Origin of the sequence: Pricia mediterranea, assembly GCF_032248455.1 — a bacterium.
Lineage (GTDB): Bacteria > Bacteroidota > Bacteroidia > Flavobacteriales > Flavobacteriaceae > Pricia > Pricia mediterranea.
This window is the reverse complement of sequence record NZ_JAVTTP010000001.1, coordinates 1,789,804-1,815,360: the sequence shown is the minus strand read 5'-3', so window position 1 is coordinate 1,815,360 and position 25,557 is coordinate 1,789,804. Positions and strand designations below refer to the sequence as shown.

Below are 25,557 nucleotides of genomic sequence, written 5' to 3'. Positions count from 1 at the left end.
ATTGACCAAGAAGCGCGACCCACTTGTGCCGCAAACCTAGGTTGGTGCCACTCTGCGCATTCCGTTACTTTGAAAGCGGGCCGAGGTTCAACAGATTCCTTCGGCTTATCCGCCTTCGGAGGTAAGGCTCGGAATCAGTCGTTTTAAATCCGACAGCGTGTTGGCCTCCTCGATTTTTTTATCCTTCCGCCAGCGAAGTATTCTCGGAAAACGGGTCGCGACGCCACTTTTGTGCCTTGTCGACGGGGCTATGCCCTCAAAGGCGATTTCGAATACGTGATGCGGCGTGACACTGCGGACCGGGCCAAATCGTTCGAGGGTGTTCCTTTTTATCCAATTGTCCACTTTTCGAAACTCGGCGTCGGTAAGGCCGGAGTAGGCCTTGGCAAAAGTGACCAGCTCGCGCTCGCCGTCTTCCTTTTCGTCCCAAAGTGCAAAAGTATAGTCGGTGAACAGGTTGCTGCGCCTTCCGTGCCCGCGCATGGCGTAGGTGAGCACAGCGTCTATGGTCAGGGGGTCGACCTTCCACTTCCACCAGTCTCCTTTTTTGCGTCCGACAAGATAGGGGGAATCCTGGCGCTTGAGCATCAGGCCTTCACTTCGGACTTCCCGTGAACGTTCCCGCTCTTTAGCGGCTTCTTCCCATGAATTGAAATGGATGGTTTCGGAAAGGTGAAGTGGTATCTCGACTGCGCTGGATACAGGCATCTCGGCTGGCTGATCGTTGTTTTTGGTGCCTTTTGCCTGTTTAGGTGCGGTCTTGCTGGCGATGCTCTTGATGGTCTCACCATCTGTCTCGGAACCGACGGACTGCCGAATTCCCGAAGCAACCTTTTCGCTTGCCGGCCCTCGACCGCGCCTGTGCCGAACGGATTCGAGGTGCTCGGGGGGGCGTACTGACCTAAATAGAGTCTCTAACAATCTTCTTCGGTCAATAAAAGGGGTGTTCCTAATATCCTTACCTTCCCATTCCAACAGGTCGTACGCCTTTAAGATGACCGGTACTTTTTTCAAAAGGTTTTTAGAGACCGTCTTCCGTCCTATCCGTTTCTGGAGGTCGTTGAAAGTGCCGATCTGTTCCTTTGGGAAGGGCAATATTTCACCGTCGATGACCGTGCCGTTGGGAATTACGCCGACGAACTTTCCGAATTCCGGATATTTGTCCGTCACCAGCTCTTCCCCGCGGCTCCAGACAAAGATTTCGTCGTTTCTGAGGATGACCTGCGAACGGATACCGTCCCATTTATGTTCGGCGGACCAGTCGTTGACATCCCCTAGGTCACTCACGTCGCCCTCGATGGCATAGGCCAGATAAAAGGGATAGGGCTTGGAGAGGTAGTCGCTTTCGTTTTCCTCCAAGATCAGCTCTTGGAAGGATATTTTATTGGGATTCCAATTCCCCATCAGCTTATAGGCCAGGATATCCTCATCAATATCGGTCGCCTTTGCCAGAGCGCGGGTCATCAGTTTTTGGCTGACCCCGATTCGGAAACTACCGGTGATCAACTTGCAGAAAACAAAGCGCTCGTAGTAGTCCAGCACTTTCCAATTCTCGTAGAGATAGGCTTTTTTCTCCTCGTCGGGCTTTTTTTTGAGCGCAATCATTTCCTTGAGGAACCGGGAGAGGGATTTTTCGGTGGAGGTCTGGGTCGAGGGCACCACCAGGGCAATCGTTTCTGCCAGGTCGCCCACGATATGGTAGCTTTCCTCGAACAGCCAAAGTGGGATGTTGGCCAGTTCGGAGGCCCATTCCCGCAGCAAGGTCGTGTTCACCGGCCGTGGCGGCCGCCGATGCGATAAAATGGCAATGGTCCACACCTTGTCCGTGTCGCCCGCCACCTTAAAGTAGTCGGCGAGCGCCTGCACCTTGATCGTGGTCTTGTTAGTGCTGTCGAGCGTTTTGATAAGTCGTGCAAACTTTTTCATATCATCCAAAATTGCGGGCAATCCCGCTCCAGCGGGAGCCGCGAAGCCATCTGTCGAACCCGCACCTGGTCTCCAATCGAATCTAAGCGGGCCCCCTCGGTCCCAAAACGACGCAGCCCCTCGGCTAAGGGATAGGCCCGGCAAACTGTCAAACCATCGGCTTCCGCATTTAAATCAAATCCATGCGTACCCCGATTTCCTTCGTTGAGTCGTGACCAACCGTCTAATTTGTACCGATTGTTTCCGACTTGGCATCCGCCGTTTCCCCGTCCTCTTCCCCGTACTGTGTTTCTTCTGTACGCGCATCATACCCTTGTTCCCGAAGGTACCTTGAAAAAATATCGGAATAACCGTGGGTGCAAATGATCTTCTCCGCGCCGGTACCTTTGATACTTTCCAAGAGACCGTTCCAATCGCAGTGGTCGCTCAAGACAAAGCCCTTGTCGATGGCACGGCGGCGGCGGGCACCCCTAAAGGTCATCCACCCGCTGGCGGAAGCGGTGACGTAGGGCACCATTTTCCGGATCCAGGGACTGCCGTGGGCACTGGGAGGAGCAAGGACGATATTGCCCAACAGGTCCTCTTTTTTGGTTTCTTTCGTGATGAGCGTGGTCTCGGGGAAGTCCACCAAAGGTCGGAGTACCTCCGTCATGTTTTCAATGGCCCCATGGGTGTAGATCTTCCCGATATCGGTATCTAGGTACTTCAATAGTCGCTGGGCCTTGCCTAAGGAATATCCGAAGAGCACTGAGGTCTTTTTTTCCGCTCGGTTTTGGGCCCACCATGCGTTGATATCCTTAAAAACCTCTTGTTGAGGTATCCATTTAAAGGCAGGCAGTCCGAAGGTACATTCGGTGATGAACGTATCGCACTTCACGGGTTCATAGGGAGTTGAAATGCCATCGTCCTCCGTTTTATAATCCCCCGTAAACACCCAGACCTCGCCCTGGTGCTCCACCCTGATTTGGGAAGAGGCGACGATATGCCCGGCCGGATGCAGGCTGAATTTGACGTTGTTGATGGTGAAGGTCTCTCCCCAATTTTTTCCCGTTACGTTGATTTCGCCCAGACGGTGGGAGATGATTGGCACATTGTCGTGATGAGTAATGTATTTGCTATGGCCCCACCGGCTGTGGTCGGCGTGACCGTGGGAGATGATGGCCTTGTCCACGGGCTTCCATGGGTCGAGATATACATCGGCAGCGTGGCAATAGATGCCCTTGTCGGTGAACGCGAGCAGCGGTTTTTTCATAGCTGTGGAAAAATACGAATTTGTCGGGAAACAAAGTTGTGGCGAACCTAAAATATAAACGCTAAAAAAATTATATTTGTTTCTAATGAAAATATGACAACAAAATTATGGGGATCGTAGATTTATATACCAGCGGCGAACACCGGAGAAATCTAGCGCATTTCGCCGCACTGGCGACCTTGGCTTCGGTCGATGGGGAGCTCAGCGCGGAGGAAAAGAGACTGTTGGACAGTTTTGCGGATAAACTGGACATCACCCGCTCGGAATATGAGCAGGTGATGCGCAAGGAGAACAAATATCCGATCGATTCCCCGAACTCCTCCGAGAAACGATTGGAACGGCTTTACGATCTTTTTCGGATTATTTTTTCGGACCATACCATCGATGATCTCGAAATGGACCTGCTCAAACGCTACGCCATCGGACTGGGTTTTTCAGGTGACAATGCCGATCAGATCATCGATCGCTCCGTAGAGATTTTTACGGGGCGGATCGATTTTGAGGATTATCTATACCTGTTGAAACGCTGAGCTTATAAAAATTGAGGTGAATCGGGGGTAGCGATTTTGGTTCTTATTCCACTTTTACCGGAGGTTCTGTCAAAACTGGCGCGCCGCCCCTACGTTCAGAGGCTAGCGCAGCCGGTCGGAAAGTACTTAGCGACCGGATAGTTGATGCCCTTTTATTCGTATCGGTCCAAAAATTCCTTTAATTTCTCCACCATTTTCCGGCTACCGGAAAAGAAGGGTATCCTTTGGTGCAGTTCCGTCGGTACTACATCCAGAATTCGGCTTCCGCCTGAGATGGCGAGTCCGTTGGCCTGCTCCGCGATAAAGGCCATGGGATTGCATTCGTAGAGCAGGCGAAGTTTTCCCTCTTCGGTAATACTGCTCTTAGGGTACATATAGATACCCCCTTTGATCATGTTCCGATGGAAATCGGAGACCAGCGAACCGATGTACCTCGAGGTGTAGGGGCGGTCTTCTTCCTCTTTTTGACAATATTTGATATAATCTTTTACGCCTTGGTGAAAATGGATATAGTTACCCTCGTTTACCGTATAGATGTTGCCGGTTTCAGGAAACTGCATTTCGGGATGCGATAGATAAAACGTACCAATGGCAGGGTTGAGCGTAAAGCCATTGACGCCGTGGCCGGTGGTATAGACCAACATGGTCGAGGTGCCATAGACAATATAGCCGGCCGCTACCTGATTTTTCCCCGGCTGAAGAAAATCTTTTAGGGTGACGGGCGTGCCTACGGGGGTAATCCGTCGATATACGGAGAAAATAGTGCCGACGGATACGTTGACATCGATATTCGAGGATCCGTCGAGAGGGTCGATTAAAACGATGTATTTGTTTTGGTTGCGTTCGTCATTGCTGTTTATACTGATAAAGTCTTCTGCCTCTTCGGAGGCGATACCGCATACTATTTCGCGATTGATAAGGGCTTGAATGAACTTTTCATTGGCGAATACATCCAACTTTTTCTGTTCCTCGCCCTGAATGTTGGTTTCGCCGATCTCGCCGATAATATCGACCAATCCCGCTTTGTTGACCTCATGGTTTACGACCTTTGCAGCCAGGCGAATGGCATTGATCAGTTTGGAAAGCTCCCCGGTGGAGTAGGGAAAGGCACTCTGGTTTTCGATGATAAATTCGCCGAGGGTAAAATTCTTCTTTTGGGACATATTTAAAGTTTTAAGGCAATGGCACCAGGTTAGGGAAATCGCCAATTGTTCGCCCGCACACAAATATCGGCTATTTTGTGAAACTGTGGAATCTTCGTAATTTAGCCGTAATTTAAATTTATAACTTTGTGTTTTATTTATAACAATTATGGAATTTACTATACGCGCTGCAAAGGAAGGGGATATGCCCCAAGTTTTAAATCTAATCCAAGAATTGGCCATTTATGAAAAGGAAGGCGATTCGGTCGAAATAACCGCGGACGACTTGATCAAGGACGGTTTCGGCGAAAATAAACGCTTTCACTGCTTCGTTGGGGAAACGGACGGTAAGGTCGTCGGGATGGCCATGGTGTATACCCGATACTCTACCTGGAAAGGTACGACCTTACATTTAGAGGACTTTGTGGTCACCGAACCCATGCGGGGCAGTGGATTGGGCAGCGCGCTAATGGCGGAGACGGTCAAGTATGGAAGGGATATGGGGGCAAAGCGTATCAGCTGGGAGGTTCTGGATTGGAACGAACCTGCCATACGCTTTTATGAAGGCATTGGCGCCGATGTCATGCGCCATTGGCACGTCGTACAACTTGATGAAGAGAGTATCGCAAAATTCCTGAAGAACAAAGGATAGGAGCTGTTTACAAGAAACCTGAAATCACATTTCCATCCGTGGTCCGTCGTCGGTTTTGCCGCCGCGGCCCGTTTTGACCGGAAAGAACCCCTGAGAATCCGGAAGAAGCATCAGGAATCATGTGAATTCCGTTGTTTGTTAACAAAATCCAATGAATTTTGGTGTATTGAGGCCGAAAGGCAGGAATTTCAAAAAAGAAAATTATTCAATGAGGATTTTTAAGTTCGGCGGGGCCTCGGTCAAAGATGCCGATGGAGTGAGAAACGTAGTGGAGGTGCTTCGGGAAACGGGCTATGACAATACGCTGCTGGTGGTGTCGGCCATGGGTAAATCTACCAACGCCATGGAGGCCGTCGTAAACACATATTTTGAGGATAAGACAAAGCTATCTGCCGTACTGCTGGAAGTCATGGACTATCACAATGCCATCTTATCGGGGCTTTTCGGGAATCAAAACCATCCTATCTTTGAGAAAGTAAAGGCGCTCTATACCGAGGTGCAGGGCTTTTTGGCCTGGAACAAATCTCCCAAATACAATTTCGTCTATGATCAGGTCGTCGGCTACGGCGAATTGGTGTCCACTACGATCGTCAGTGCCTATCTGAATGAAGTAGGTATCACTAACCACTGGCTCGACGTTCGCGATTTTATTAAGACCGACGATCGTTACCGCGACGTTTCGGTGGACTGGGAAATGACCCAAGAGCGGGTATCACATGGTGTCGACACCAAGAAGTTGAACATCACCCAAGGTTTTCTGGGGAGCGATGAAAATAATTTTACGACTACCTTGGGCCGGGAGGGTTCTGACTACACCGCCGCCATCCTTGCCTATTGCCTAAATGCCGATTCCGTGACTATCTGGAAGGATGTACCGGGAGTGCTGAACGCCGACCCTAGATATTTCAATGAAACCTTACTGCTCAACAAAATATCGTATCGCGAGGCTATCGAACTTGCTTTCTATGGGGCTTCGGTCATACATCCGAAGACCCTGCAACCCCTACAGCAAAAAGAAATTCCGCTGCACGTAAAATCCTTTTTAGCTCCGAAAGGGGCCGGTACGACCGTAGGCAAATGCATGGGGATAGAACCCAAGGTACCCTGTTTTATCCTAAAGCAAAATCAGGTATTGATGAAGCTGTCCTCCCTTGATTTTTCGTTTATCGTCGAAGATAGTATCAGTGCCCTTTTTAAATTGTTCCACGAGCATAAGATGAAGGTCGACCTCATTCAAAGCTCTGCCATTAGCTTTTCCGTTTGCGTTGATAACCGTTTCGGTCGGTTAAATGAACTTCTGCAGCATTTGCAACACCGGTTTAAAGTGGCATGTCAAGAAAATGTGTCGCTGTACACCATTCGTCATTTTGATGAAAAGGCCATCGCATCCCTACAGAACGGACACGAGGTGCTGCTTGAACAGCGTGGAAAAAACACCTTGCAACTCGTCGTAAAATGATGTCATTTCTTTTCTGAATCGTTGAATTGGGAGGCTTATTTACCGATTTTCCTATATATTTACCAATTGATTCCCTTCCATTTTTGAACTCCCGTTTTGAAATGGCATCACAAATTAATCGATAATTAGGTATGGGTCTAGTGACCGCAAAGGAGGTGACCAAGGTCACAAATCTTGACAAGTTGGGCGTTTTGGGCACCTTTCTTGCGTGGTCGGTGTTACGGGTAACCAAAATCTCCAAAATAGGCAAATGGTACGAGAAGGTGCGTCACCTTGAAATCATGGACTTTCTCGACGCCGCCCTAGATCACTACGACATCGATTACGACATTCCCGTTGAAGATCTGAAACGACTTCCGAAAGACGGTCCGTATATCACGATAAGCAACCATCCGTTGGGAGGTATGGACGGCATCATCCTACTTAAAATTATGCTTCGTCGCCGACCTGATTTCAAAATCATGGCGAACTTTCTTCTGCAGCGTTTTGAGCCATTGACCTCCCATATCTTCCCCGTAAATCCGTTCGAAGACCGCAAAGAGGCCAAAAGCAGCCTGGCGGGCTTTAAGAATGGCATGAAACATTTACGGGAAGGTCATCCCCTGGGAATTTTTCCTGCAGGGGAAGTCTCGACCCATAAAGATGGAAAATTAGTGATCGATAAGCCGTGGGATGAAGCGGCCATAAAACTTATTCGAAAGGCCGAAGTGCCAGTAGTGCCGATCTATTTTCACGCAAGGAACAGCAAACTGTTCTATCGTCTGGCGCGGATAAGCGACATCCTCAGAACCGCCAAACTTCCGTCGGAGGTCTATTCCCAGCGCTATAGACCTATAAAAGTACGTATCGGACAGCCCATTTCGGTCGCTATGCAAAACGAGCATTGCGGTTTGCAGGAGTACACGGAACTATTGCGCCGGAAAACCTACATCCTCGCCAATGCGTACGAAAAGGAACGTCTGATAGCACAATTGCCCACCACCATAAAATTACCTAAGCATCCCCGGAAAATAGCCAAGGCGGTTCGCAAGGAACTGATAGAAGCAGAGGTCGGCAAACTGGTCGAGAAAGATCGGCGCATGGTACAGAGCAAGAATTATGAGGTCTTCTTGGCTCCCGCCAAGGAAATACCCTTTGCGCTACAGGAAATCGGAAGGCAGCGTGAAATCACCTTCAGGGAAATCGGCGAGGGCACCAACAACTCGAGCGATATCGACAAATTCGATGCGTATTATCATCACATGTTTCTGTGGGATAACGAGGCCAAGGTCATCGCAGGGGCCTACCGTATGGGCCTAGGATCGGAGATATTCAAAAAATATGGGATAGATGGCTTTTATTTGCAAGATCTCTTCCGCTTTGAGCCCGAACTTTTCGACATGATGCAGCAATCTATCGAGATGGGAAGGGCCTATATCATGAAAGCGTACCAACAGAAGCCGATGCCGCTATTTCTACTGTGGAAGGGTATCGTACATACTACCCTCCGGCATCCCGAACATAAGTATTTGATCGGCGGGGTAAGCATCAGCAACCAGTTTTCGAACTTCTCCAAGTCGTTGATGATCGAATTTATGAAAAGCAATTACTGGGATCCCTATGTAGCACAGTACGTCCGACCGAAAAAGGAGTTCAAGGTAAAGCTGAAGGATGCGGACAAGGAATTTGTCTTTGATGAGACCCAGGCGGACCTAAATAAGTTCGACCGGATGATCGATGAGGTGGAGCCGGGCAACCTACGCTTACCGGTATTGATAAAAAAATATATCAAGCAAAATGCCAAAGTAGTCGCTTTTAACGTGGACCCCCTCTTTAACAATGCAGTCGACGGCCTGATGTACATCAAGATTTCCGACTTGCCCGAAAGTACGGTAAAACCGGTGATGGAGGAGTTTCAGGCCGAGCTGGAACGGAAGTTTATGGAAGCACGCGAGAACGGCGAGAATCCTTCACAGGACAAGGGTTGATTTTCCGTTGAAGCCAACTTGATGCCAGAGCGATGAGGCGGTTAAATATTAAGAGCCTAACGCCTGCATCGATATAAAAAAATGCCTGCCGAAAATAACCAAATCGAACATTATATCAGAACCAAGGCTTTTTTCCCACCTGGTACGTAGTATAAAACTCATCATCGGTTTTGGTCAGGTAGATGATACCTTCGATCAGCCCGACTAAGCCTGTCGCCATAACGATAAAGGCCCCCACTCCGATGCACATGGTGGCATATCCGATTATTGTGGCGACGAGTAGAATAATACCTTCTTTTTGATATCCCAAAATAAATTTGTGGATACCTAACGAACCAAGAATAATGGCCAAAATTCCGGCCAATATCTTCTTGTTTTCTTTAGCACCGCCTGCAAATGCCTCTCTAGCCCCTTCACTGAACTCATTGGCCGTTTTCTTGGCACCTTCGCTAAATTCGTTGGCCGTCTTTTTGGTGTCATCGGCAAAATTTTTGGTCGAATCTTTGTCTTTTTTACCAAATTCGCTTGACTTCTTGTTATCCTTGTCGAAACTACCTTTTGAATCTTCACCGAATTTTTTACTATCGTCTGTCATTATTGTAAATTTTGTTGGTTATAGTAGTTTTAAATGTACTGATTATTTTGGTTCTACCCTTAATTTTGTGGATAGTTTCAGGATTCCGCCGGCAATCGGAAGGTATCACCGACCGAAAAAGGACAAAAAGAGCAAGGAAGAAAGACGAATACATTTTCGGGAACATCCGAAAAGGCGAACCTATGACTAAAAATACCCATGTGTGCTTTATTTTCTTTGTTCCTTCTTCCTTTCGTCTTTTGGTCAGATCAAACAGCAACGGTTCTCACAGAAATAATGGTAAATCCATTATTTTTTATAATCGAAGAAAAAGCGTGTCGCTTGGCCCTCCTTAGTTTTTCTTGATGTTTTTCTCGTAGATCGACACCCAATTCGCTACGGTCATTTTGGCCGCCAGTTCCCCGATCAGTGTGTAAGGAATGCTTTCCATATTTTTAAACCGGATACAGCTCTTGCCCATGTCCAATTTGCTTTGACAATGCTTTGGATATTCGGTCATGAACCACTCGTAAAGTCCGGGGTCCGCGTAAACACCCGAGTGGTAGACGGACACATGGTTCTTCTGCGAGGCCAGGTTCATGAACGGAAGCGGCAGTTTCGGGTCGCAATGGTATCCATCTGGATAAACGGAGTGTGGTACCACATAGCCGAGCATGCCATAGCTCATTTGTTCCTCAAAACCCTCGGGAAGGTTATTTAGGATGGTTTTCCTCAGTTTTGAAACGACCTTTTGCCGGTCTTCGGGCAGTTGCCCAATGTATTCTTCCGGCGTTTCCGCTTTGTATTTCATGGTCAAACGTGTTGATCGATCAGCACCGGGTTACCGTCAGGATCCAAAAAGGCGATACTTGCGGGACCGGTGGTGCTTTCATCGGCCTCGGTGGTGAGTTGGATTCCCTCTTCCCTGAGTTGTTTTTGCAATTGCCTTACATCGGTAAACGAATCGATGGGGTTGGCATCGGCGTCCCAGCCGGGATTAAAGGTCAAAATATTCTTTTCGAACATTCCCTGAAACAGGCCGATGGTCGCATTGCCATTTTTCATGATAAGCCAATGCTGTTCCTGTTCGCCGCCGAACACCGAAAAGCCTAGGGTCTGGTAAAATTGTTTGGAAGCTTCGAGATCTTTGACGCTTAAGCTAATTGAAAATGTACCTAATTGCATAGTTTCCTATTTTTTGTGGATATTCCGTGAACTTACTGGGGGGAGCTATGGTAATTTAGGAGGGACTGGACTAAGTTAGTAAAATTCTTCCTTAATTTTATCTACGACCGTTTGAGCGAGCTTCTCAAGACTCTCGACCGTCCAACCTGCGATGTGCGGAGAAAGTAATACGTTTTCTGCTTCAACAAGATATTGAAAGGCTTCAGGTAGCTTTCCGTCGGCAAACATATTTTCAAAGGACGATTTTTCATATTCCAGCACATCCAAGCCGGCGCCGAGAATTTTGCCTGATTTTAGGGCACTAACCAAATCTTCGGTGATCACACACTTTCCCCGGGCCGTATTCACAAGCCAAAAGGGCTTTCGGAACGACTCGATAAACGATGCGTTTATCATCCCGATAGTGAGTTCGGTTTGCGGAACGTGAAGGCTCAATACATCGGTACGATGTTGTAGTTCCATTATCCCGACCTGACGGGCGTTTTCGTCACCCACGCCTCCTTTAATATCATAACAGATAATCTCGTCAACGTCAAAACCCTTGAGTTTTTTAGCGAAGGCCTTGCCCATATTCCCGTAGCCGATGATGCCGACCGTCTTTCCTTGGAGTTCGACCCCTCGATTGCCCTCACGGTCCCATTTTCCGGAACGGACTTCCCGATCGGCCTTGTTGAGGTTGTTGAAAAGCGATAGCAGCATGCCTAGGGTGTGTTCGCCCACCGCATTGCGGTTGCCTTCTGGTGCTGCGGCCAAGAAAATACCATTGGCCTCGGCATGCCTGACGTCAATATTTTCAAGCCCCGCTCCCAACCGTCCGATAAATTTCAGTTTGTTCGCCTTGTCCAAGAATTCGCTGTCGATGCTGAAACGGCTTCGAATGATCAGTCCTTCGTATTCATGGATTTTTTCTTCGATTTCTTGTTTCGACGAGGTATAATCCTCATCGTTCCGGAAGCCGAGTTCGGTAAACCGCTCGATGAGAAGCGGGTGGTTTTTGTCAACGTGAAGTACTCTCATAAACTAAATTTTCGGGTAGCGTGTTTGCGTAAGCTGATGGTCCACATCGCCGGTATGTGCCGTACTCAGTTTTTCGAACAGTAAAAGGTGGACTTCCTCACCATTTTTGGTCGTTGGGCAATGTTCGACGCCTTTGGGTACGACAATAATCTCGCCCTCGCGGACTGTTTCCGTACGAACACGGAACTGCATGTACAAAGTACCCTTCAAGACCTGAAAAAGCTCGTCTTCGTTCTTGTGGTCATGCCAAACGAACGCCCCTTGAACCTTGGCCAAAAGTACTTGCATATCATCAACTACGGCTATCTGGTGCGGATGCCAATGTTCGCGAAAAGTGGCGTGTTTTTCGTTAAGATTGATGGACTTCATAATGCGGAGAAAGTTCTTTTGGAAGTAAGATACGAATTTTACAACACCATCAAATTACAACCGCGGATATCAGAATGGTCGAAGCGGCCTAAAATTTCAAAACTTCCGTTCGGATGAAGCTTGCCAAGATCTTGTGTGGCTATGAAGGCACAGGAGTCCAAATTGGCCAGGTCTATCACATTAATGCCTCCTGTTTTTCCAGGGGGCGGATAGTGCATAGGGTCTTCGGTGTCGCGAATCATAACCTGCATCCAGGGCGGGGTAAAAAAGCGGCCGTCCCCCGGGGAGTAAGCTTGGGACAATAATTCGGTCATCCCGTATTCAGAATGGATTTCGTCGACCCCGAAACCGGATTTTAAATGTTGGTGCAGTTCTTCGCGGATCAGTTCCTTTCTACGGCCTTTCATGCCGCCGGTTTCCATAACGATGGTGTTTTGCAATTTCAGGGGGTGCCTTTCCACTAGATCTAACAAGGCGAACGATACCCCGATCAATAGCGTTTTGGTACCGGCTGCCTCGAGTTGCGTAAGCTGGTCATTTAATCCTTCTAAATCATCCAGGTAGAAGCCGCTTTTTTCGTGTCCGCTCTGCTTAATGAAATCATCGACCATATAAATCAGCGAAGAGCCCTGACGTTCGAGATAGGAGGGGAGAAGGGCCAACACGCAGTACCTATCGATACCCCCGTAAAAATAGGAGAAGCCTTCGCGAAAGCTCTTTTCGTACATCTGGATATCGCTGACCAAATGCTTGCTGATCCGGCTTCCGGTCGTGCCGCTGCTGGTGAAAACGGTCTCGTACTTTTTCCCTATGGATATGATGTTCTTTGATTTAAAAAATCCGATAGGTAAAAAGGGGATGTGGTTCAATTCCCGTACATCCTCCGGCTTTGTATTTAAATGCTTACAGAATTCTTGGTACACGAGGTTTTCGGAATACTGCATTCTAAATACGTTGAGGGCCATGGCCTCGAACTCTCTCGCCGTACGGATGTCAAAAATAGTACCGGTACCCATATCCTTTTCAAATTAGATGTATATCCGTCTGGTTTTGTAAAAAGGGACGTAAGATGATAAGACGGAGGAGGTATGACTCCTATTTTGTTAGGACAATGGGTGTCTATCCGGGAAATAAATTCAAATTTCCGTCCTATTCCCGACCGCCTTACATCAAGTTTGCTTCCATATCATCTTCGGATAAAAGCATTTAGATTGTGGCAAAAATAGCGATATCCCAAGGTTGACGAAACAGACGGAGGTCGGTCCGCTACGTTAAATAATTTAACATTTTAGTCCGGCTATTGTAAATTCTTATTAAATGGGACCTTAAAATCCATTATCCTTTTGGCTAGGGGCGGCATTGCTAGTACATTGCGCGGATGGCGTACCGTTTAACACGCTAAACTTTAATGAGGCCAGTATGGCTTCGACAAAAATTAACGTAGTATGAGTCAAGTAAAGAAAGATGACACCGTAAAAGTGCATTACACTGGAAAACTGGATGACGGACAGGTATTCGATAGCTCCGTTGAACGCGGAGAACCCATTAAATTTACGATGGGCCAAGGTCAACTGATTCCCGGTTTTGAGCAAGGTATCATCGACATGAAGGTCAACGAAAAGAAAACGATTAATATCCCTAAAGAAGAGGCTTATGGTGAGGTTCGCACAGATTTAGTGCAGGAAGTGCCGAAAAGTCAATTGCCAGCGGATATTGAGCCAAAAGTCGGGATGGGACTGACCTCCCAGACCCAAAACGGGCAAGAGATCAATCTGACGGTCAAAGATGTGAAAGAGGATACCATTGTAGTGGATGGCAACCACCCTCTAGCGGGGAAGGACCTTACATTCGACCTGGAAGTGGTCGAGATAATGTAGTGGGTCTTTAGTAGTGCCCAGTACTAAAAATGGAAAGCCGTCTCTAAATTTATAGAGGCGGTTTTTTTGTTCCTTCTTCCTTTCGTCTATTGGTCAAATTAAATAACCACTGTTCCCACAGAAATAATGGTAGAACTTTTCGTTCTACAGAATGGCTCGTTAGTTTGCTTGACGGCGTGCGGTCAGGGAGCGTGGTCTTTGGGCAAGCGCTATTTTACGATCAATTTTCTGGTGGCCACCCTTTTGTTTTGGTAGACCCGCAGCACGTACACCCCGGCGTCTAGCTCGGAGACAAGCAGTGCGTCGCCCGTGATACTGGTTTTGAGTACCTGCGTACCCAAGACATCGTAAATTGAGATTTGTTTCGGGGAATAGTCCTTGGTGCTGACAAATACCCTGCCATCCGTCACGGGATTCGGGTAGAGTTTCAACCCATCGATCTCGCCTTGGGCAGGGGCCTCTTGCCCATATGCCACGGAGATACAAAACAAAGTAATGACGAGGTAGAGGTGCTTCATACACTAATTCCTTCAAAAAACGTACCGCGAAGATAATAATTTTGATTGTAGTACGTTGCGACGGACGTATAAATGGCCAAAGAACGGGGTTAAAAGGTAATAAAATGTGAATCGATGGGCAAAAGGCGAACGTTTTCTACCGACTACCTAGGCTTTTTGACTGTCAAAACTGATAGCTATACCCCAGCGAAACGGCCTGCCCTGGGTTTCTAAGGGAATAGATGCGGTCTTCGGCTCCAAAAGAGCTATAGACGCTTTCTATTTTATCGTTGAGAATGTTCTCGAATTTGAGCGTAAGCTTACTGTTTTTATTCTCGCCGAATTCTTTGCTGAAATTTAGTCTCAGGTTGTGAAAGGGCAATGTGAACACATCCGGGATATCACCGTTACCAACAATTTCCAAGGTTTCGCCCTGAACGTTGTAAAATAGTCCGCCTTGCCAACCCGTCTGGTCATTGTCGTAATCGATGCCGAAATTGACAAGCAGTGGCGATTGGCCTTGCAACTTTCGATTGTTCGGCAAAGTCTCGCCTTCGCGAAGGTTGTCGCGGCGGGCATCCTTTTCGTCTTGGCTGAACGTCTGTTGCGATTCGATAATCGAAACATTTGCATTGACGCTGATGTTGTCCCATCCGGGGATGAAGTTGAGATTTCTTCTTACTTCGAGTTCGCCTCCGAACACTGTTGCATCCCCTAGGTTCAAGGGTATAAACTGTCCCCTGGCTTCGCGGATGAACGTTAGTTCAATGGGATCTGTAAAGGTTTTTGCAAAAGCGCTTAGGGCAAAGAAATCGGTGCCTTCGCCGTAAGACTCGAAACGTAGGTCGTAGTTATTGATGTACGTGGGCTGTAGGTCAACGTTTCCAATAAAGAACGTACTTGATATGGGGTCGAAGATTTGTGCAATGGAAGCTTCTTTAAACGATGGCCGGGCCGTAGTTCTCGAGTAAGACCCCCTAATCTTTCTATTCGCGTCTTCATCGAGATCATAAATGAGGCTCGCGGATGGAAAGAAGTCGGTCTTGTCCAACAGTTTTTCATTATCGAAACGTTCTCCGCTCTGCCGCTCACCGGTATAGGTCAAATCGAATTTCTCGATTCGGAGGCCTAAAATTGCATTGAAATTATCGGTAAACTTAAACTGGTCGGAGAGGTAGCCGGCCGCCACCGTAATTTCCGAGTCGAAGGAATCCGAAATATTGGAATCCCTTCTCAAAAAAGTTCCCTCTCTGGTATCTAAGCGGTAGATGTTTTCGGGGGCTAAGATCTTATCCGGATCTCCATTGAAATTTAGGCTGAAATTGGTGCCCCTATTATTAATCGCCAAAGCAAACTGGTCAACCGTAAAATCACGTTGTTTATGGGTATAGGCCCCGCCTACCTTGAATTTTGCATCCCTTCCGAACAGCTGATGGTTCTTGATGATGTCCAGTTTCCCTGCGAGGTTCGTTTCCTCCAACTTCCTCCAGATGCGAATGGGCTCCCCGGATTCACTTGGGGTGATACTGTGGTTTCCCGTTTCGGGATTGAACTGAAAAGGAGCGATTCGAAAGTCCTTATCATAAATTCGCGATAGGGTCGGCGATAATTTCCAATTTACCTTGAAAGAGGCATCCTCGTTTGCGTGTTCTCCGTTGAGAAGTACATTGGTAATCGATCGTTGGGTGTAGGTCAAGATATCCTTATCGATACTATTGGAATTGACGCTAAAGTTCCGCTGTCGAATATCGGAAGCTGTTGATTCCCCATTCTGAATATGCAGACCGTTCAATCGATATTTTGATTTTCCTGTTTTGAGCGATATACCGGCCAAAGCGTTCATAAGTACATTGTTCGTGCCCAGATCACCTGTTTGGGTGCGGTCGGCGACGAGCTCCAGTACCGATCGGTCACGATCTTGCTTTCTAAAAATTTGTCCATCGATATAATCCTTATAATATTCCGTGGTGTTCTTGTAGGACAGGGATGCCAGATACCCCATTTTTTTTGTGCCATCCTCGTTAATGCTATATTGGTTTCCGGCGGTCAGACCAAAATTGAAGTCCATACCACTTTGCTGCGGTCGGGCCGCCATCGTTCGATCGAAGCGCTGGGTCAGACGCCGAGAGGTTTCCCCGTCAGCCGTAGGTGAAGGTACATCGGTGCTTTGCTGAACCGGTAGGTCGCGCGTACCATCGTCAAAGCCGATAAAATCGCTGCCACCCCCTTCATAATCGAGATAATCCTGATTAAAATGCATACTGGAATTGTAGCCGATACCTACCGAAAAACTATATTCCGGCCTGGTCGGAAGGTCTTTGGTTACGATATCGACGACCCCACCGGTAAAATCTGCCGGTAAATCGGCGGTAGCGGATTTGATTACAATGATATTGTCCAAGACGTTGGTCGGAAAGATATCCAATTGAAGGGTATTCCTATCGGGATCCAGTCCGGGAACTTCCATTCCGTTGAGAATCGATTTTGTATACCGATCACTGAGTCCCCTGACGTAAACGAACTTGCCGCCCTGTACCGATACGCCCGGAACACTTTTTACGGCACTTGCGATATCGCTGGAACCTGATTTCTTGATGCTTTGAATGGATAGTCCGTCCATTAAAGCCACGGAGCGTCTTTGAAGGTTAAGTACGGATGCCTCGGTATTTTTGGACACGGTCGTAGTCACCACTACCTCGTCAAGTTCGTTGGATGCGGGATTGAGCGTGACATCAACGGTCTGTTCTCCGTCTTCGATTACTTCTACGCCTGTAATCTCTTTGGTTTCGTACCCAAGATAGGAGAATACCATGGTATAGGTGCCGGGTTCGATTTCCAAGTGGTATTTGCCGTCGAAATCGGAGGTTGTGCCGTTGGAAGTACCTTTGACATATACATTTGCAAAAGGGAGTACATCGTTGAACTCACCGTCGTTCAGGGTCCCTGAAATGATCCCTTGCCCTGCAAAGGAATGCTGTAAGGTCAGGACCGTTATAAGGAAAATCAAATTTCTAAGTTTCATTCGTTTATATTTTTTAACTACTTGATAATGAGATAATCAAATAATTGAGAACGTCTGTAACCGCTACGCTCTCGCATTAAAAATTTTAAACATTGCCTTTGTGAAGTAATTTTTAAAATTTGTTAATGCTCGTTTCATATGGTTTTTGAAGGATATCGTATTCGTATTAGAAAAAGGCCCGCTTCACAAGGTGGGAAACGGGCAATTTACTTTAGTGGCCCAAAGCGTTCATTGAATAGGCATTAGAGCCCCAATCCGGCTTTGGTGTTGGAGTAGGTCCACGAAAATTCCGAGGCCGTGGCACCAACGGTCTGGGCGCCCGCTTCGACGGTGGCCGTCCAATCGGCGGCAGCTTCGGTAAACGTAGGATCGGATAGGATCGGTTTTTCCTTCACATCGTTCTCGTTGTCATCATCATTGCAATTCTCGATACATCCAACGCTTTCGATAAAGATCTCGTTCCCAAAGCCTACAACTTCCCAAGCTTCGAAAATCAAGGCATTGTCCGCATCGGGATTATCGAGGCCGGCCAACCAGTTTTGGGCAACCTGGTTGTTATCCAGTTCCACGTCTTTTCCTTCCGGAAATCCAATGACATAGATATTTGAGGTAATCCCCGTAGCTCCGCTTCGGTAGTCCGCCAATTCGCCGCCCTCTGCATTGTCGGCATTTCCGACCAAAGTAGCATTGGTCAATGTAAATGACCCGGCTAGCGAACCTTCGGGCCCATCAATTTCAAAAGCGTGATCCGAAGTGCCTCCAAGAACGACATATACATTGTCAATGGTACCGGAATAGGCTTGATCAATATCGATGGCGTCGTCTTCTTGTGCCCAAACGAAAAGGCTGCTTGCATCTACGGTTCCTCCAAAAAACTCGATTCCGTCATCTTTGTTCCCGACAACTTCTATGTGGTCGACGGTGGTGCCGTTACCAACACCACCCATGGTAAGTCCATTGATTTCGTTGCCTTCGCTAAGAGCGATTCCCCCATGACGGATGGAAACATATTGTAAGGTTCCCGAATTGTCGGTGGGATCCTTGCCACCGTAAGAACCTAGGTCTTCGTTATCGGTATCCGTTGGCAGCCCTTCGATCAATGCCGATTCGGCATCGCCGTCAAGAGAGACCGGTGCGTTACCTAGTATTATGAGTCCGCCCCATTTTCCGGTATCGTTTTGGTCGAGGTTTGTACCCGCCGTTTGACCGATTTCGATATTATCCTCGACCGAAGTCAGAATAATGGGCTCTTCGGCAGTGCCGGCTGCATTGATCATTGCTCCCTTGCTGACGATAAGTACGGAAGCGTTCGCACCCGAACCGCTAGCACCTTTGATAATAGTGCCCGGGGCAATGGTCAGCGTGGCTCCCGATTCAACGAAAATGCGGCCTTCCAAGGTGTAGATGGTATCGGCCGTCCAATCCGTATCCGTGGTAATGTTGTCGCTTACGGTTATAGCTCCCGAGGGTTCTGGATTCGGGTCGGAATCAGGATCGGCATCCGTACAGGGTTCGCAATCCGGTCCTCCACAATCTATCCCGGTTTCACTTCCGTTCCGCTGACCATCGCTGCAAGTTGCTTCGGGTATCACCGGCCCATTGTCGTCATCGCTGCATGCGGTAAACGATATGGCAACCAAAGCCATCATAGCAAATACAATTTTTCCCATCATTTTAAATTTAAAATCCATAATTCTAGTTTGATTATTAAACACTGCAAATAAAGCGGATGGAGGTAAAGGTCAGGTTACCCTCACATTAAACCTACTTTGCAATACCGTTACCTAGGCGTTACTACATTAAATCTACGTTAAGCGGTTTCGGGATACCGGTATAATCTTTATCTTCGACGGTAGTTGGGAGTCCTAGGGAGGTCCGCCCCAAATCATAGGCACTTGATAACAAGAGCTTTTTTTGATGCTAAAAACCAACCGAAATACTTAGCGGTCAATTAATTTTCATAAACAAAAGGGATGAAAAAAAAAGACATCAAAATACTTTTGGTAGACGACGAGCCCGATATCCTTGAAATCGTCGGTTATAACCTTACTTCGGAAGGTTACCAAGTCTATACCGCAAAAAATGGGGTCGAGGGGGTGGCCCTTGCTAAAAAGAAGCGGCCCCATTTAATCATCCTCGATGTCATGATGCCGGAGATGGACGGGATGGAGGCCTGCGAGAAAATCCGGGCTATCGAAGGGATGGAACACGCTATCATTGCCTTCTTGACCGCACGCGGGGAAGATTACTCGCAAGTGGCGGGCCTCGAAGCGGGGGCCGACGATTATATCACCAAACCGATTCGCCCCAAGGTCTTGGTCAGTAAGGTCAAGGCCTTGCTCAGAAGGCTTAAAGAGGATGATGGCCCACAGGACGACATCGTTAAGGTGGGCAATATCGAGATCAACAGGGAAGAATATAAAGTGGTCAACGATGGGGTCGAACTTGTTCTCCCGAGAAAGGAATTTGAGCTTTTGGCCCTTTTGACCTCGAAGCCCAACAAAGTATTCAAAAGAGAGACCATCTTAGATCGGGTATGGGGCAGCGAGGTAGTCGTCGGTGGCCGCACCATTGACGTTCATATTCGCAAGCTGCGCGAAAAAATCGGGGAACAGCATTTTAAGACTGTCAAGGGGGTGGGGTACAAATTCGTGCTGTGAGACCGCACTAGGGACCATCCAAGATTTTATAAAGCCATTCTGTAAAGGATATTCTTCTGCAATCCAACTTCCTTCAGGGTATTTACGCTAATTTTGGAGAGCGTTCGATGGCTTGACAGTTCTGCCGTCCATCCAAACGAAAACGTCTCGGTTGCCTTTCCGATTTAATCGTTCATGCGGGCGCTAGACATGATGTTTTTGATTCAAATGGATCGATTAGCCGTTTTTTCCGACAAGCATAAAAAAATTCTGATGAGGAGACCAATACTTTTTTACCATGGCCAGTAGGTTGAAAAGGTCATATCGGTTTGCGCTGCGGTCTTCCCTTCTGATTTCGGTGGGGTTCGCCTTGATATTGGGAATTCTTCTTTTCATTTTCAATACATTCGATGCCATCCTTTTAACCTTGTCCACCATACTACTTTTCGCTACGTCGTTTTACATCCTCCAAATCCGAATAGAAAAGTTCATTTACCGAAAAATGAAGCAGATCTATGACGATGTGGCCCTTTTGGAATCTTCTACCCCGACCTCGGACCCGATCACTACCGATATGCGGACACTCACCGAGGAAATCGGGAAGTTTGCCAAGGACAAGAAAATCGAGATCGATACCCTAAAGGTGCGCGAGGAATACCGGAGGGATTTTTTGGGAAACGTTTCGCATGAGCTTAAAACCCCGCTCTTTACCGTTCAGGGATACATCGAGACCTTGTTGGACGGTGCCTTGAACGACAAGAACGTCCGCAAGAAATACCTGCAGCGGGCCAATAAAGGGGTCGACCGGCTCATGTATATCGTAAAGGACCTTGATCTGATCACCAAGTTGGAAGTCGGCGAACTCAATCTGTTCAGGGAGAACTTTGACATTGTCGAGCTTATTGAAGGCGTTTTCGACCTGTTGGAAATGAAAGCGGACAAGAAGAACATCGTGCTCACTTTCGATATGGAGTACCCCCGACCGATCTACGTCTATGCGGACAAGGACAAAATACAGCGCGTTATATCGAACCTGCTGGTCAACTCCGTAAAATACGGCCGGCGTGACGGTACCACCGAGGTCAGTGTCGAAAACCTGATAAAAAATAAAGTAATTATAAGGGTTACCGACAACGGCGAGGGCATCCCGAAACGCCAGATGCACCGTATTTTTGAACGTTTCTACCGGGTAGATCAGAGCGGAAGCCGTAAGGAAGGAGGCTCCGGATTGGGACTGGCCATCGTTAAACACATTATCGAGGCCCACGAGGAAAAAATTTATGTCGAGAGCGAGATCGAGGTCGGGTCCGAGTTTTCGTTTACCTTGGAAAAGAGTAAGGTAGGCGCCGAACATTAGTTGTTTCTTCCCATAAGATTTCATTAGTTTTGTCGGTTGGGGCAGAATAAGGCCAGCCGCAATACCTCGAAATCCACAGCGCGTTGTGCAGGGTATCGAGCACAGCGAAAGTCCGTTTTCAAGGAGTTTTCGGAATTATTTTCTCCGTCGGTTCCAAGACAAAAAACTTTAATTGAAAGTAGTGGGAAGCAAAAACAAGCTCAAAAGGTTCAAGGAAAACGAACAGTTCAAAAACGTCATTCAGCCTGATCGCGAAACGGTCGCGGCAGGATTTTCCCTGAAAGGAAACTGGGCGTCCCATTTCGGGAACGATAAGCCTATCGTACTGGAGCTCGGTTGCGGAAAAGGGGAATATACCGTGGGCCTTGCGCGGCAATCCCCCGATAAAAATTTTATTGGAATCGACATCAAAGGTGCCCGACTGTGGCGCGGGGCGAAGACCGCTTTGGAAGAATCTTTGGAAAATGTAGCTTTCTTGCGTACCCAGATCGAACTGATCGACGCGCTTTTTGCGGAGAATGAAGTATCGGAAATATGGATTACTTTTCCCGATCCCCAGATCAAGTACAAACGCACCAAGCACCGGATGACGAATCGGGACTTTTTGGATAAATACAGGAAAATTTTGATCCCGGAGGGTTCGGTGCACCTAAAAACGGATAGTGAATTCATGCACGGGTACACCTTGGGGCTGCTACATGGTCTAGGCCTCGAAGTAGTTTATGCCAACCACGACGTGTATAAGAACGAGGGGAGTCCGAATGAGGTCATCGGCATCCAAACGTTCTACGAAAAACAGTATCTTGAGCAGGGGAAGGCGATTACGTATCTTCAGTTCAAGATTTAAAAATGATTCTCGATCTTGACACTTGACACTTACGTTTGCGCTTGAATTTGAAAATAATGCAGCATCTATTCATTCTTTTCTTCGCCACGTTCTCGGCAGCCTTTATGGCTACCGTGCCCCCAGGCCTTTTAAATATGAACGCCGCCAAGGTTAGCGTCGAGAAAGGGAAGACCAATGGAATTATTTTCAGCGTCGGGGTATCTACCATAATCATGTTGCAGGCCACAATCGCGGTCTATATCTCCAAATTCCTTGATAGAAACCCCGAAGTGGTCGCTGTGCTTTTAAAGATTGCGGTGGCGGTCTTCGCCTTTTTCGCGCTGTACTTTTTTTGGGCCGCCAGGAGAAACAAAGTGCCGAACCCGGAACTGGTCCAGGTCAGTAAAAAGAACAGTTTTTTTAAGGGGATGGGTTTGGCGGCGGTCAATTTGTTGACCATTCCCTATTACAGCGGCCTGAACATCATGTGGAACGCCTCCGGCTGGATACAGTTCAAGGTATGGGATACCTTGACTTTTATTTTGGCGGCTGGCTTGGGCACATTCTCCGTGCTGTATATGTACACCGTATATTTCAATCGGTTGGAAGGCAAGACCGACCGTTTTTCCAAAAATTCAAATTATATTTTAAGCGGACTGATGCTGGGGCTGTTGGTGATTACCCTATTTCGGATATTTAGTCGTTAGTGGGTAGTCGTTAGACTTTAGTCGATAGTCGTTGGACGTTAGCTATTGGTTTGCGGTTGTTTGCAAAATGTCAAAATGCGATTGGTAGTGTGAACGTGGTCGTTCTATAATACTTGTCGCAGGTCATCAGATGTAGAATGGGGGAAGAAATGAAAAAGTAATAGTGCGAATGGGTTCTAACTGTGAGGGAGAATGTGGTGAGGCGTATTGCGGATAAAGGGATGAAAGAATGATGGTGACACTGCATGACCAAGGGCGGAATAAGGGTAGCAGGTGGTCTGGGAGTGACTTTTAATTCTGGAATCAATGAAATTTTAATGAGTGTCCGGTCGAGCGCAGTCGAGACCTCCTTGAGATAGGATGCCTTTGTAATTGAGCTTGAACCTGACACCTGACACCTGACACCTGACACCTGACACCTGAACTTGACCATGAAACCCGAAAACAAAAACTTCTTCCAGAAGGTTTACGAAGTGGCCCGGCAGATACCGGAAGGCCGAGTAACTTCCTACGGGGCTATTGCCAAATATCTCGGGGTCGCCCGTAGCGCCCGAATGGTGGGTTGGGCGATGAACGGCGCTCATAGTATGCCGGAGATACCCGCTCATCGGGTAGTGAACAAAATCGGGCTCTTAACGGGAAAGCACCATTTTGACGGCACGAACCTGATGCAGCAACTTTTGGAGAATGAGGGTATCAAGGTCGTTGACAACCAGATTGTAGATTTTGAAAAACATTTTTGGGATCCTTTCAAAGAACTCCATGATCATTGACATCCATAGATTTTTCACCTTTTCAGAATGGCGTTCCGAATTTGGACGGTCCCTAGCGCGAAGCGGCCCGGTCGTTACACAGGCCATGCTGACCGGAAAATTGACATTGCTATGCTTAAACTGATTGCCCCGCTACCTTCGGTTCGATCGGGAAATGATGCGGTAGGACTGAGAACTAATTTGGTAATCCCACACGCGTCTGAATTCCACTAATATTTCCTATTCAAAAGTCAAAGTAAAGACCGTATTCTTCTTTGAAGCGACTTGGATGCTTCCTCCGTGCAATCGCATAATCTGTTTTGATAGACTGAGCCCAATTCCGGTACCCGTGTTTTTGGTAGTGAAAAAGGGTACGAAAATTTCGTCTTGTTGTTCCGGGGGAATCCCGGGGCCGTTGTCCCAAACCTTGATCACTTTTTTTCCAGCATCGCCGATGCCTGCCAAAAACTTGATTTGACCGTGGGTACCTTTTGGCGGGGCCTTCGATTGCCGGACCGCCTCGCGTTGACTATGTAAGGCTTGCTGCGCGTTTTTCCCAAGGTTTAGCAGTACTTGCGTGATCTGTTTTACGTCGATAAAAAGCTCGAGATCCTCGGGGTCGATAATAATTTGGATATCGATGGGGCTTTTGTCCATGTCCTCCACTACCCTGGCTTCACCTAGCAAGAGCTTGACCTTTTCGAACAGGTCCCGAGCGGAAACCAGAGATTTGTCCGGCTCCGGTACATTGAGAAAGCTGCGGTACGACTGAACGAAATCCATCAAATCGTTGCCTTGTTCCTTGATAACTTCAAGACCTTTCACTGTGCTCTTTACGTGATGCTCGGCGAATTCTTCCGGGGTCAACGTGCGCCCATCCGTTTTAAAATATTTTAAGACGGATTCCGAAATCGAGGTAATCGGGGTAATGGTGTTCATGATTTCATGGGTCAGCACCCGGATGAGCTTGAACCATGAGTCCGTCTCCTTTTCGTCCAATTCTTTATGAATGTCCTGTACCACGACCAATAACAAGGTCTGGCCTTCCGCTGTTATTGAAGTGGACTTCAAGGTAAGCTGGGTTTTCTCACGTTCGTTGGTCAGTTGAAAAGTCTTGCTTTCAAATGGCTTCAGGTCGGTGAAAATGGCATAAAGTTTCTCATCTACCTGCCTCAATTGCTTTATATGGTTTAAGGGATGGTGGTTCAGCAGTTTCTCCACGGTCGGATTGGCGTACAGGATGTGTCCCTTTTCGTTGATGGTCAGGATGCCGATATCGGCCTGCTTCAATATTTCTTGGTAATACTGTTCCTGCGCCTGCTTTTTTAGGTGGACATCCTGAATCATCGCATTTAGCATGTTCAAGCTGTGGTTGAGTTCCTCGAGGGACTTCACGCTCAATTTTTCCGGAAACCGCAGGGTGAAATCCTCATTTTTTATGGCATCGAAGAAATAGGCGATCTTGCGGTTGGTCTGGTTGACGTAGCGGATGAGAAAAACGGTCTGCAGCACCAGGAGGCCGAACACTAGGCCGGATAGTACGTACTGCTCGTCAAAAAAGAGGAAGCCCGAACCCAACGCCGCTGCCGATATCAAGACGATGCGGAAAATCAGTTGCCAGTATATATGTCTGCTTACCATTTTTTGTGTTAAGTACTTAGTATTTAGTACTCTATGTTCTTGTCTAACTTTTTTAAATAAGATTTTTGGCTCGTCGTGCCCAGATCAATCCTTACAAAAGGTTCAACGGTTTGCCGCGCTTCGCAAGCCTTTTGGCGAGCGAACTCGCAAATATTCGTCGATTTGA

24 protein-coding genes are annotated in these 25,557 nt (G+C 47.5%); 10 read left to right on the top strand and 14 right to left on the bottom strand.

Annotated elements, in window-relative coordinates; genetic code table 11:
• Positions 1-105: 105 nt before the first annotated feature.
• Together RQM65_RS07540 and RQM65_RS07535 are read right to left on the bottom strand one after the other, a co-directional pair.
• On the bottom strand, positions 106-1,926 hold the full coding sequence (locus RQM65_RS07540; protein ID WP_314013864.1) for an ATP-dependent DNA ligase: 1,821 nt from the start codon (positions 1,924-1,926) through the stop codon (positions 106-108).
• Between the two features lie 223 nt (positions 1,927-2,149).
• A complete protein-coding gene (locus tag RQM65_RS07535; RefSeq protein WP_314013863.1) occupies positions 2,150-3,178 on the bottom strand; it encodes a ligase-associated DNA damage response exonuclease in 1,029 nt (342 codons plus the stop codon).
• Between the two features lie 107 nt (positions 3,179-3,285).
• Between RQM65_RS07535 and RQM65_RS07530 the strand changes: the two genes are divergently transcribed.
• Complete coding sequence (locus RQM65_RS07530) at positions 3,286-3,708, top strand: tellurite resistance TerB family protein (protein WP_314013862.1); 423 nt, start codon at positions 3,286-3,288, stop codon at positions 3,706-3,708.
• Positions 3,709-3,860: 152 nt separating this feature from the next.
• Here RQM65_RS07530 and fbp read toward each other — a convergent pair whose 3' ends face one another.
• A complete protein-coding gene (fbp, locus tag RQM65_RS07525; RefSeq protein ID WP_314013861.1) occupies positions 3,861-4,871 on the bottom strand; it encodes a class 1 fructose-bisphosphatase in 1,011 nt (336 codons plus the stop codon).
• A gap of 148 nt (positions 4,872-5,019) precedes the next feature.
• Between fbp and RQM65_RS07520 the strand changes: the two genes are divergently transcribed.
• From RQM65_RS07520 to RQM65_RS07510, 3 genes are all read left to right on the top strand, one after another.
• The gene (locus RQM65_RS07520; protein ID WP_314013860.1) at positions 5,020-5,502 is read left to right on the top strand and encodes a GNAT family N-acetyltransferase; all 483 of its coding nucleotides are present in this window, start codon (positions 5,020-5,022) and stop codon (positions 5,500-5,502) included.
• A 208-nt stretch (positions 5,503-5,710) separates the two neighbouring features.
• Positions 5,711-6,961 (top strand): aspartate kinase, encoded by a 1,251-nt coding sequence (locus RQM65_RS07515; RefSeq protein WP_314013859.1) that lies wholly within the window; start codon positions 5,711-5,713, stop codon positions 6,959-6,961.
• 131 nt (positions 6,962-7,092) lie between these two features.
• Positions 7,093-8,928, top strand: a complete 1,836-nt coding sequence (locus RQM65_RS07510; RefSeq protein ID WP_314013858.1) for a GNAT family N-acyltransferase — start codon at positions 7,093-7,095, stop codon at positions 8,926-8,928.
• 115 nt (positions 8,929-9,043) lie between these two features.
• Here RQM65_RS07510 and RQM65_RS07505 read toward each other — a convergent pair whose 3' ends face one another.
• The 6 genes from RQM65_RS07505 to RQM65_RS07480 form a co-directional block, all read right to left on the bottom strand.
• Positions 9,044-9,523, bottom strand: coding sequence for an NINE protein (locus tag RQM65_RS07505; protein ID WP_314013856.1), 480 nt, complete (start codon positions 9,521-9,523; stop codon positions 9,044-9,046).
• A 331-nt stretch (positions 9,524-9,854) separates the two neighbouring features.
• Positions 9,855-10,313: a DUF1801 domain-containing protein gene (locus RQM65_RS07500; protein ID WP_314013854.1), complete on the bottom strand. Its 459-nt coding sequence runs from the start codon at positions 10,311-10,313 to the stop codon at positions 9,855-9,857.
• Positions 10,314-10,315: 2 nt separating this feature from the next.
• On the bottom strand, positions 10,316-10,687 hold the full coding sequence (locus tag RQM65_RS07495; RefSeq protein WP_314013852.1) for a VOC family protein: 372 nt from the start codon (positions 10,685-10,687) through the stop codon (positions 10,316-10,318).
• 75 nt (positions 10,688-10,762) lie between these two features.
• Positions 10,763-11,704, bottom strand: a complete 942-nt coding sequence (locus RQM65_RS07490) for a 2-hydroxyacid dehydrogenase (protein ID WP_314013850.1) — start codon at positions 11,702-11,704, stop codon at positions 10,763-10,765.
• A gap of 3 nt (positions 11,705-11,707) precedes the next feature.
• Positions 11,708-12,073, bottom strand: a complete 366-nt coding sequence (locus RQM65_RS07485; protein ID WP_314013849.1) for a cupin domain-containing protein — start codon at positions 12,071-12,073, stop codon at positions 11,708-11,710.
• 38 nt (positions 12,074-12,111) lie between these two features.
• Positions 12,112-13,089 (bottom strand): long-chain-fatty-acid--protein ligase, encoded by a 978-nt coding sequence (locus tag RQM65_RS07480; protein ID WP_314013848.1) that lies wholly within the window; start codon positions 13,087-13,089, stop codon positions 12,112-12,114.
• A 429-nt stretch (positions 13,090-13,518) separates the two neighbouring features.
• On the opposite strand from RQM65_RS07480, the gene RQM65_RS07475 reads away from it, so the two are divergent.
• On the top strand, positions 13,519-13,950 hold the full coding sequence (locus RQM65_RS07475; protein ID WP_314013847.1) for an FKBP-type peptidyl-prolyl cis-trans isomerase: 432 nt from the start codon (positions 13,519-13,521) through the stop codon (positions 13,948-13,950).
• 209 nt (positions 13,951-14,159) lie between these two features.
• On the opposite strand, the gene RQM65_RS07470 is transcribed toward RQM65_RS07475, so the two are convergent.
• The 3 genes from RQM65_RS07470 to RQM65_RS07460 all read right to left on the bottom strand — a co-directional run bounded on the left by RQM65_RS07470 (position 14,160) and on the right by RQM65_RS07460 (position 19,160).
• Positions 14,160-14,468, bottom strand: coding sequence for a T9SS type A sorting domain-containing protein (locus tag RQM65_RS07470; RefSeq protein ID WP_314013845.1), 309 nt, complete (start codon positions 14,466-14,468; stop codon positions 14,160-14,162).
• Between the two features lie 163 nt (positions 14,469-14,631).
• Positions 14,632-17,469 carry a TonB-dependent receptor gene (locus tag RQM65_RS07465; RefSeq protein ID WP_314013844.1) on the bottom strand — a complete coding sequence of 946 codons (2,838 nt, stop codon included), beginning with the start codon at positions 17,467-17,469 and terminating at the stop codon, positions 14,632-14,634.
• 242 nt (positions 17,470-17,711) lie between these two features.
• Entirely contained in the window at positions 17,712-19,160 is a 1,449-nt protein-coding gene (locus RQM65_RS07460; RefSeq protein WP_314013842.1) for a hypothetical protein, read from the bottom strand.
• Positions 19,161-19,442: 282 nt separating this feature from the next.
• Here RQM65_RS07460 and RQM65_RS07455 point away from each other — a divergent pair, with 282 nt between their 5' ends.
• On the top strand, positions 19,443-20,129 hold the full coding sequence (locus tag RQM65_RS07455) for a response regulator transcription factor (RefSeq protein ID WP_314013841.1): 687 nt from the start codon (positions 19,443-19,445) through the stop codon (positions 20,127-20,129).
• A gap of 216 nt (positions 20,130-20,345) precedes the next feature.
• On the opposite strand, the gene RQM65_RS07450 is transcribed toward RQM65_RS07455, so the two are convergent.
• Positions 20,346-20,504 carry a hypothetical protein gene (locus RQM65_RS07450; RefSeq protein ID WP_314013839.1) on the bottom strand — a complete coding sequence of 53 codons (159 nt, stop codon included), beginning with the start codon at positions 20,502-20,504 and terminating at the stop codon, positions 20,346-20,348.
• On the opposite strand from RQM65_RS07450, the gene RQM65_RS07445 reads away from it, so the two are divergent.
• The 4 genes from RQM65_RS07445 (at position 20,479) to RQM65_RS07430 (ending at position 23,771) form a co-directional block, all read left to right on the top strand.
• Positions 20,479-21,465 carry a sensor histidine kinase gene (locus RQM65_RS07445; protein WP_432279861.1) on the top strand — a complete coding sequence of 329 codons (987 nt, stop codon included), beginning with the start codon at positions 20,479-20,481 and terminating at the stop codon, positions 21,463-21,465. The genes RQM65_RS07450 and RQM65_RS07445 overlap by 26 nt on opposite strands.
• Positions 21,466-21,646: 181 nt before the next feature.
• Entirely contained in the window at positions 21,647-22,312 is a 666-nt protein-coding gene (gene trmB / locus RQM65_RS07440; RefSeq protein WP_314016804.1) for a tRNA (guanosine(46)-N7)-methyltransferase TrmB, read from the top strand.
• Between the two features lie 56 nt (positions 22,313-22,368).
• On the top strand, positions 22,369-22,998 hold the full coding sequence (locus RQM65_RS07435; RefSeq protein ID WP_314013836.1) for a LysE family translocator: 630 nt from the start codon (positions 22,369-22,371) through the stop codon (positions 22,996-22,998).
• Positions 22,999-23,429: 431 nt separating this feature from the next.
• Positions 23,430-23,771, top strand: a complete 342-nt coding sequence (locus tag RQM65_RS07430; RefSeq protein ID WP_314013834.1) for an MGMT family protein — start codon at positions 23,430-23,432, stop codon at positions 23,769-23,771.
• Between the two features lie 219 nt (positions 23,772-23,990).
• On the opposite strand, the gene RQM65_RS07425 is transcribed toward RQM65_RS07430, so the two are convergent.
• Entirely contained in the window at positions 23,991-25,391 is a 1,401-nt protein-coding gene (locus tag RQM65_RS07425) for a sensor histidine kinase (protein WP_314013832.1), read from the bottom strand.
• Positions 25,392-25,557: the final 166 nt, after the last annotated feature.

Excerpts from the sequence above, each read along its gene's own strand:
- RQM65_RS07540 (WP_314013864.1), bottom strand. The coding sequence starts at position 1,926 with ATGAAAAAGTTTGCACGACTTATCAAAACGCTCGACAGCACTAACAAG.
- RQM65_RS07535 (WP_314013863.1), bottom strand. The coding sequence starts at position 3,178 with ATGAAAAAACCGCTGCTCGCGTTCACCGACAAGGGCATCTATTGCCAC.
- RQM65_RS07530 (WP_314013862.1), top strand. The coding sequence starts at position 3,286 with ATGGGGATCGTAGATTTATATACCAGCGGCGAACACCGGAGAAATCTA.
- fbp (WP_314013861.1), bottom strand. The coding sequence starts at position 4,871 with ATGTCCCAAAAGAAGAATTTTACCCTCGGCGAATTTATCATCGAAAAC.
- RQM65_RS07520 (WP_314013860.1), top strand. The coding sequence starts at position 5,020 with ATGGAATTTACTATACGCGCTGCAAAGGAAGGGGATATGCCCCAAGTT.
- RQM65_RS07515 (WP_314013859.1), top strand. The coding sequence starts at position 5,711 with ATGAGGATTTTTAAGTTCGGCGGGGCCTCGGTCAAAGATGCCGATGGA.
- RQM65_RS07510 (WP_314013858.1), top strand. The coding sequence starts at position 7,093 with ATGGGTCTAGTGACCGCAAAGGAGGTGACCAAGGTCACAAATCTTGAC.
- RQM65_RS07505 (WP_314013856.1), bottom strand. The coding sequence starts at position 9,523 with ATGACAGACGATAGTAAAAAATTCGGTGAAGATTCAAAAGGTAGTTTC.
- RQM65_RS07500 (WP_314013854.1), bottom strand. The coding sequence starts at position 10,313 with ATGAAATACAAAGCGGAAACGCCGGAAGAATACATTGGGCAACTGCCC.
- RQM65_RS07495 (WP_314013852.1), bottom strand. The coding sequence starts at position 10,687 with ATGCAATTAGGTACATTTTCAATTAGCTTAAGCGTCAAAGATCTCGAA.
- RQM65_RS07490 (WP_314013850.1), bottom strand. The coding sequence starts at position 11,704 with ATGAGAGTACTTCACGTTGACAAAAACCACCCGCTTCTCATCGAGCGG.
- RQM65_RS07485 (WP_314013849.1), bottom strand. The coding sequence starts at position 12,073 with ATGAAGTCCATCAATCTTAACGAAAAACACGCCACTTTTCGCGAACAT.
- RQM65_RS07480 (WP_314013848.1), bottom strand. The coding sequence starts at position 13,089 with ATGGGTACCGGTACTATTTTTGACATCCGTACGGCGAGAGAGTTCGAG.
- RQM65_RS07475 (WP_314013847.1), top strand. The coding sequence starts at position 13,519 with ATGAGTCAAGTAAAGAAAGATGACACCGTAAAAGTGCATTACACTGGA.
- RQM65_RS07470 (WP_314013845.1), bottom strand. The coding sequence starts at position 14,468 with ATGAAGCACCTCTACCTCGTCATTACTTTGTTTTGTATCTCCGTGGCA.
- RQM65_RS07465 (WP_314013844.1), bottom strand. The coding sequence starts at position 17,469 with ATGAAACTTAGAAATTTGATTTTCCTTATAACGGTCCTGACCTTACAG.
- RQM65_RS07460 (WP_314013842.1), bottom strand. The coding sequence starts at position 19,160 with ATGGATTTTAAATTTAAAATGATGGGAAAAATTGTATTTGCTATGATG.
- RQM65_RS07455 (WP_314013841.1), top strand. The coding sequence starts at position 19,443 with ATGAAAAAAAAAGACATCAAAATACTTTTGGTAGACGACGAGCCCGAT.
- RQM65_RS07450 (WP_314013839.1), bottom strand. The coding sequence starts at position 20,504 with ATGAAAAGAAGAATTCCCAATATCAAGGCGAACCCCACCGAAATCAGA.
- RQM65_RS07435 (WP_314013836.1), top strand. The coding sequence starts at position 22,369 with ATGCAGCATCTATTCATTCTTTTCTTCGCCACGTTCTCGGCAGCCTTT.
- RQM65_RS07430 (WP_314013834.1), top strand. The coding sequence starts at position 23,430 with ATGAAACCCGAAAACAAAAACTTCTTCCAGAAGGTTTACGAAGTGGCC.
- RQM65_RS07425 (WP_314013832.1), bottom strand. The coding sequence starts at position 25,391 with ATGGTAAGCAGACATATATACTGGCAACTGATTTTCCGCATCGTCTTG.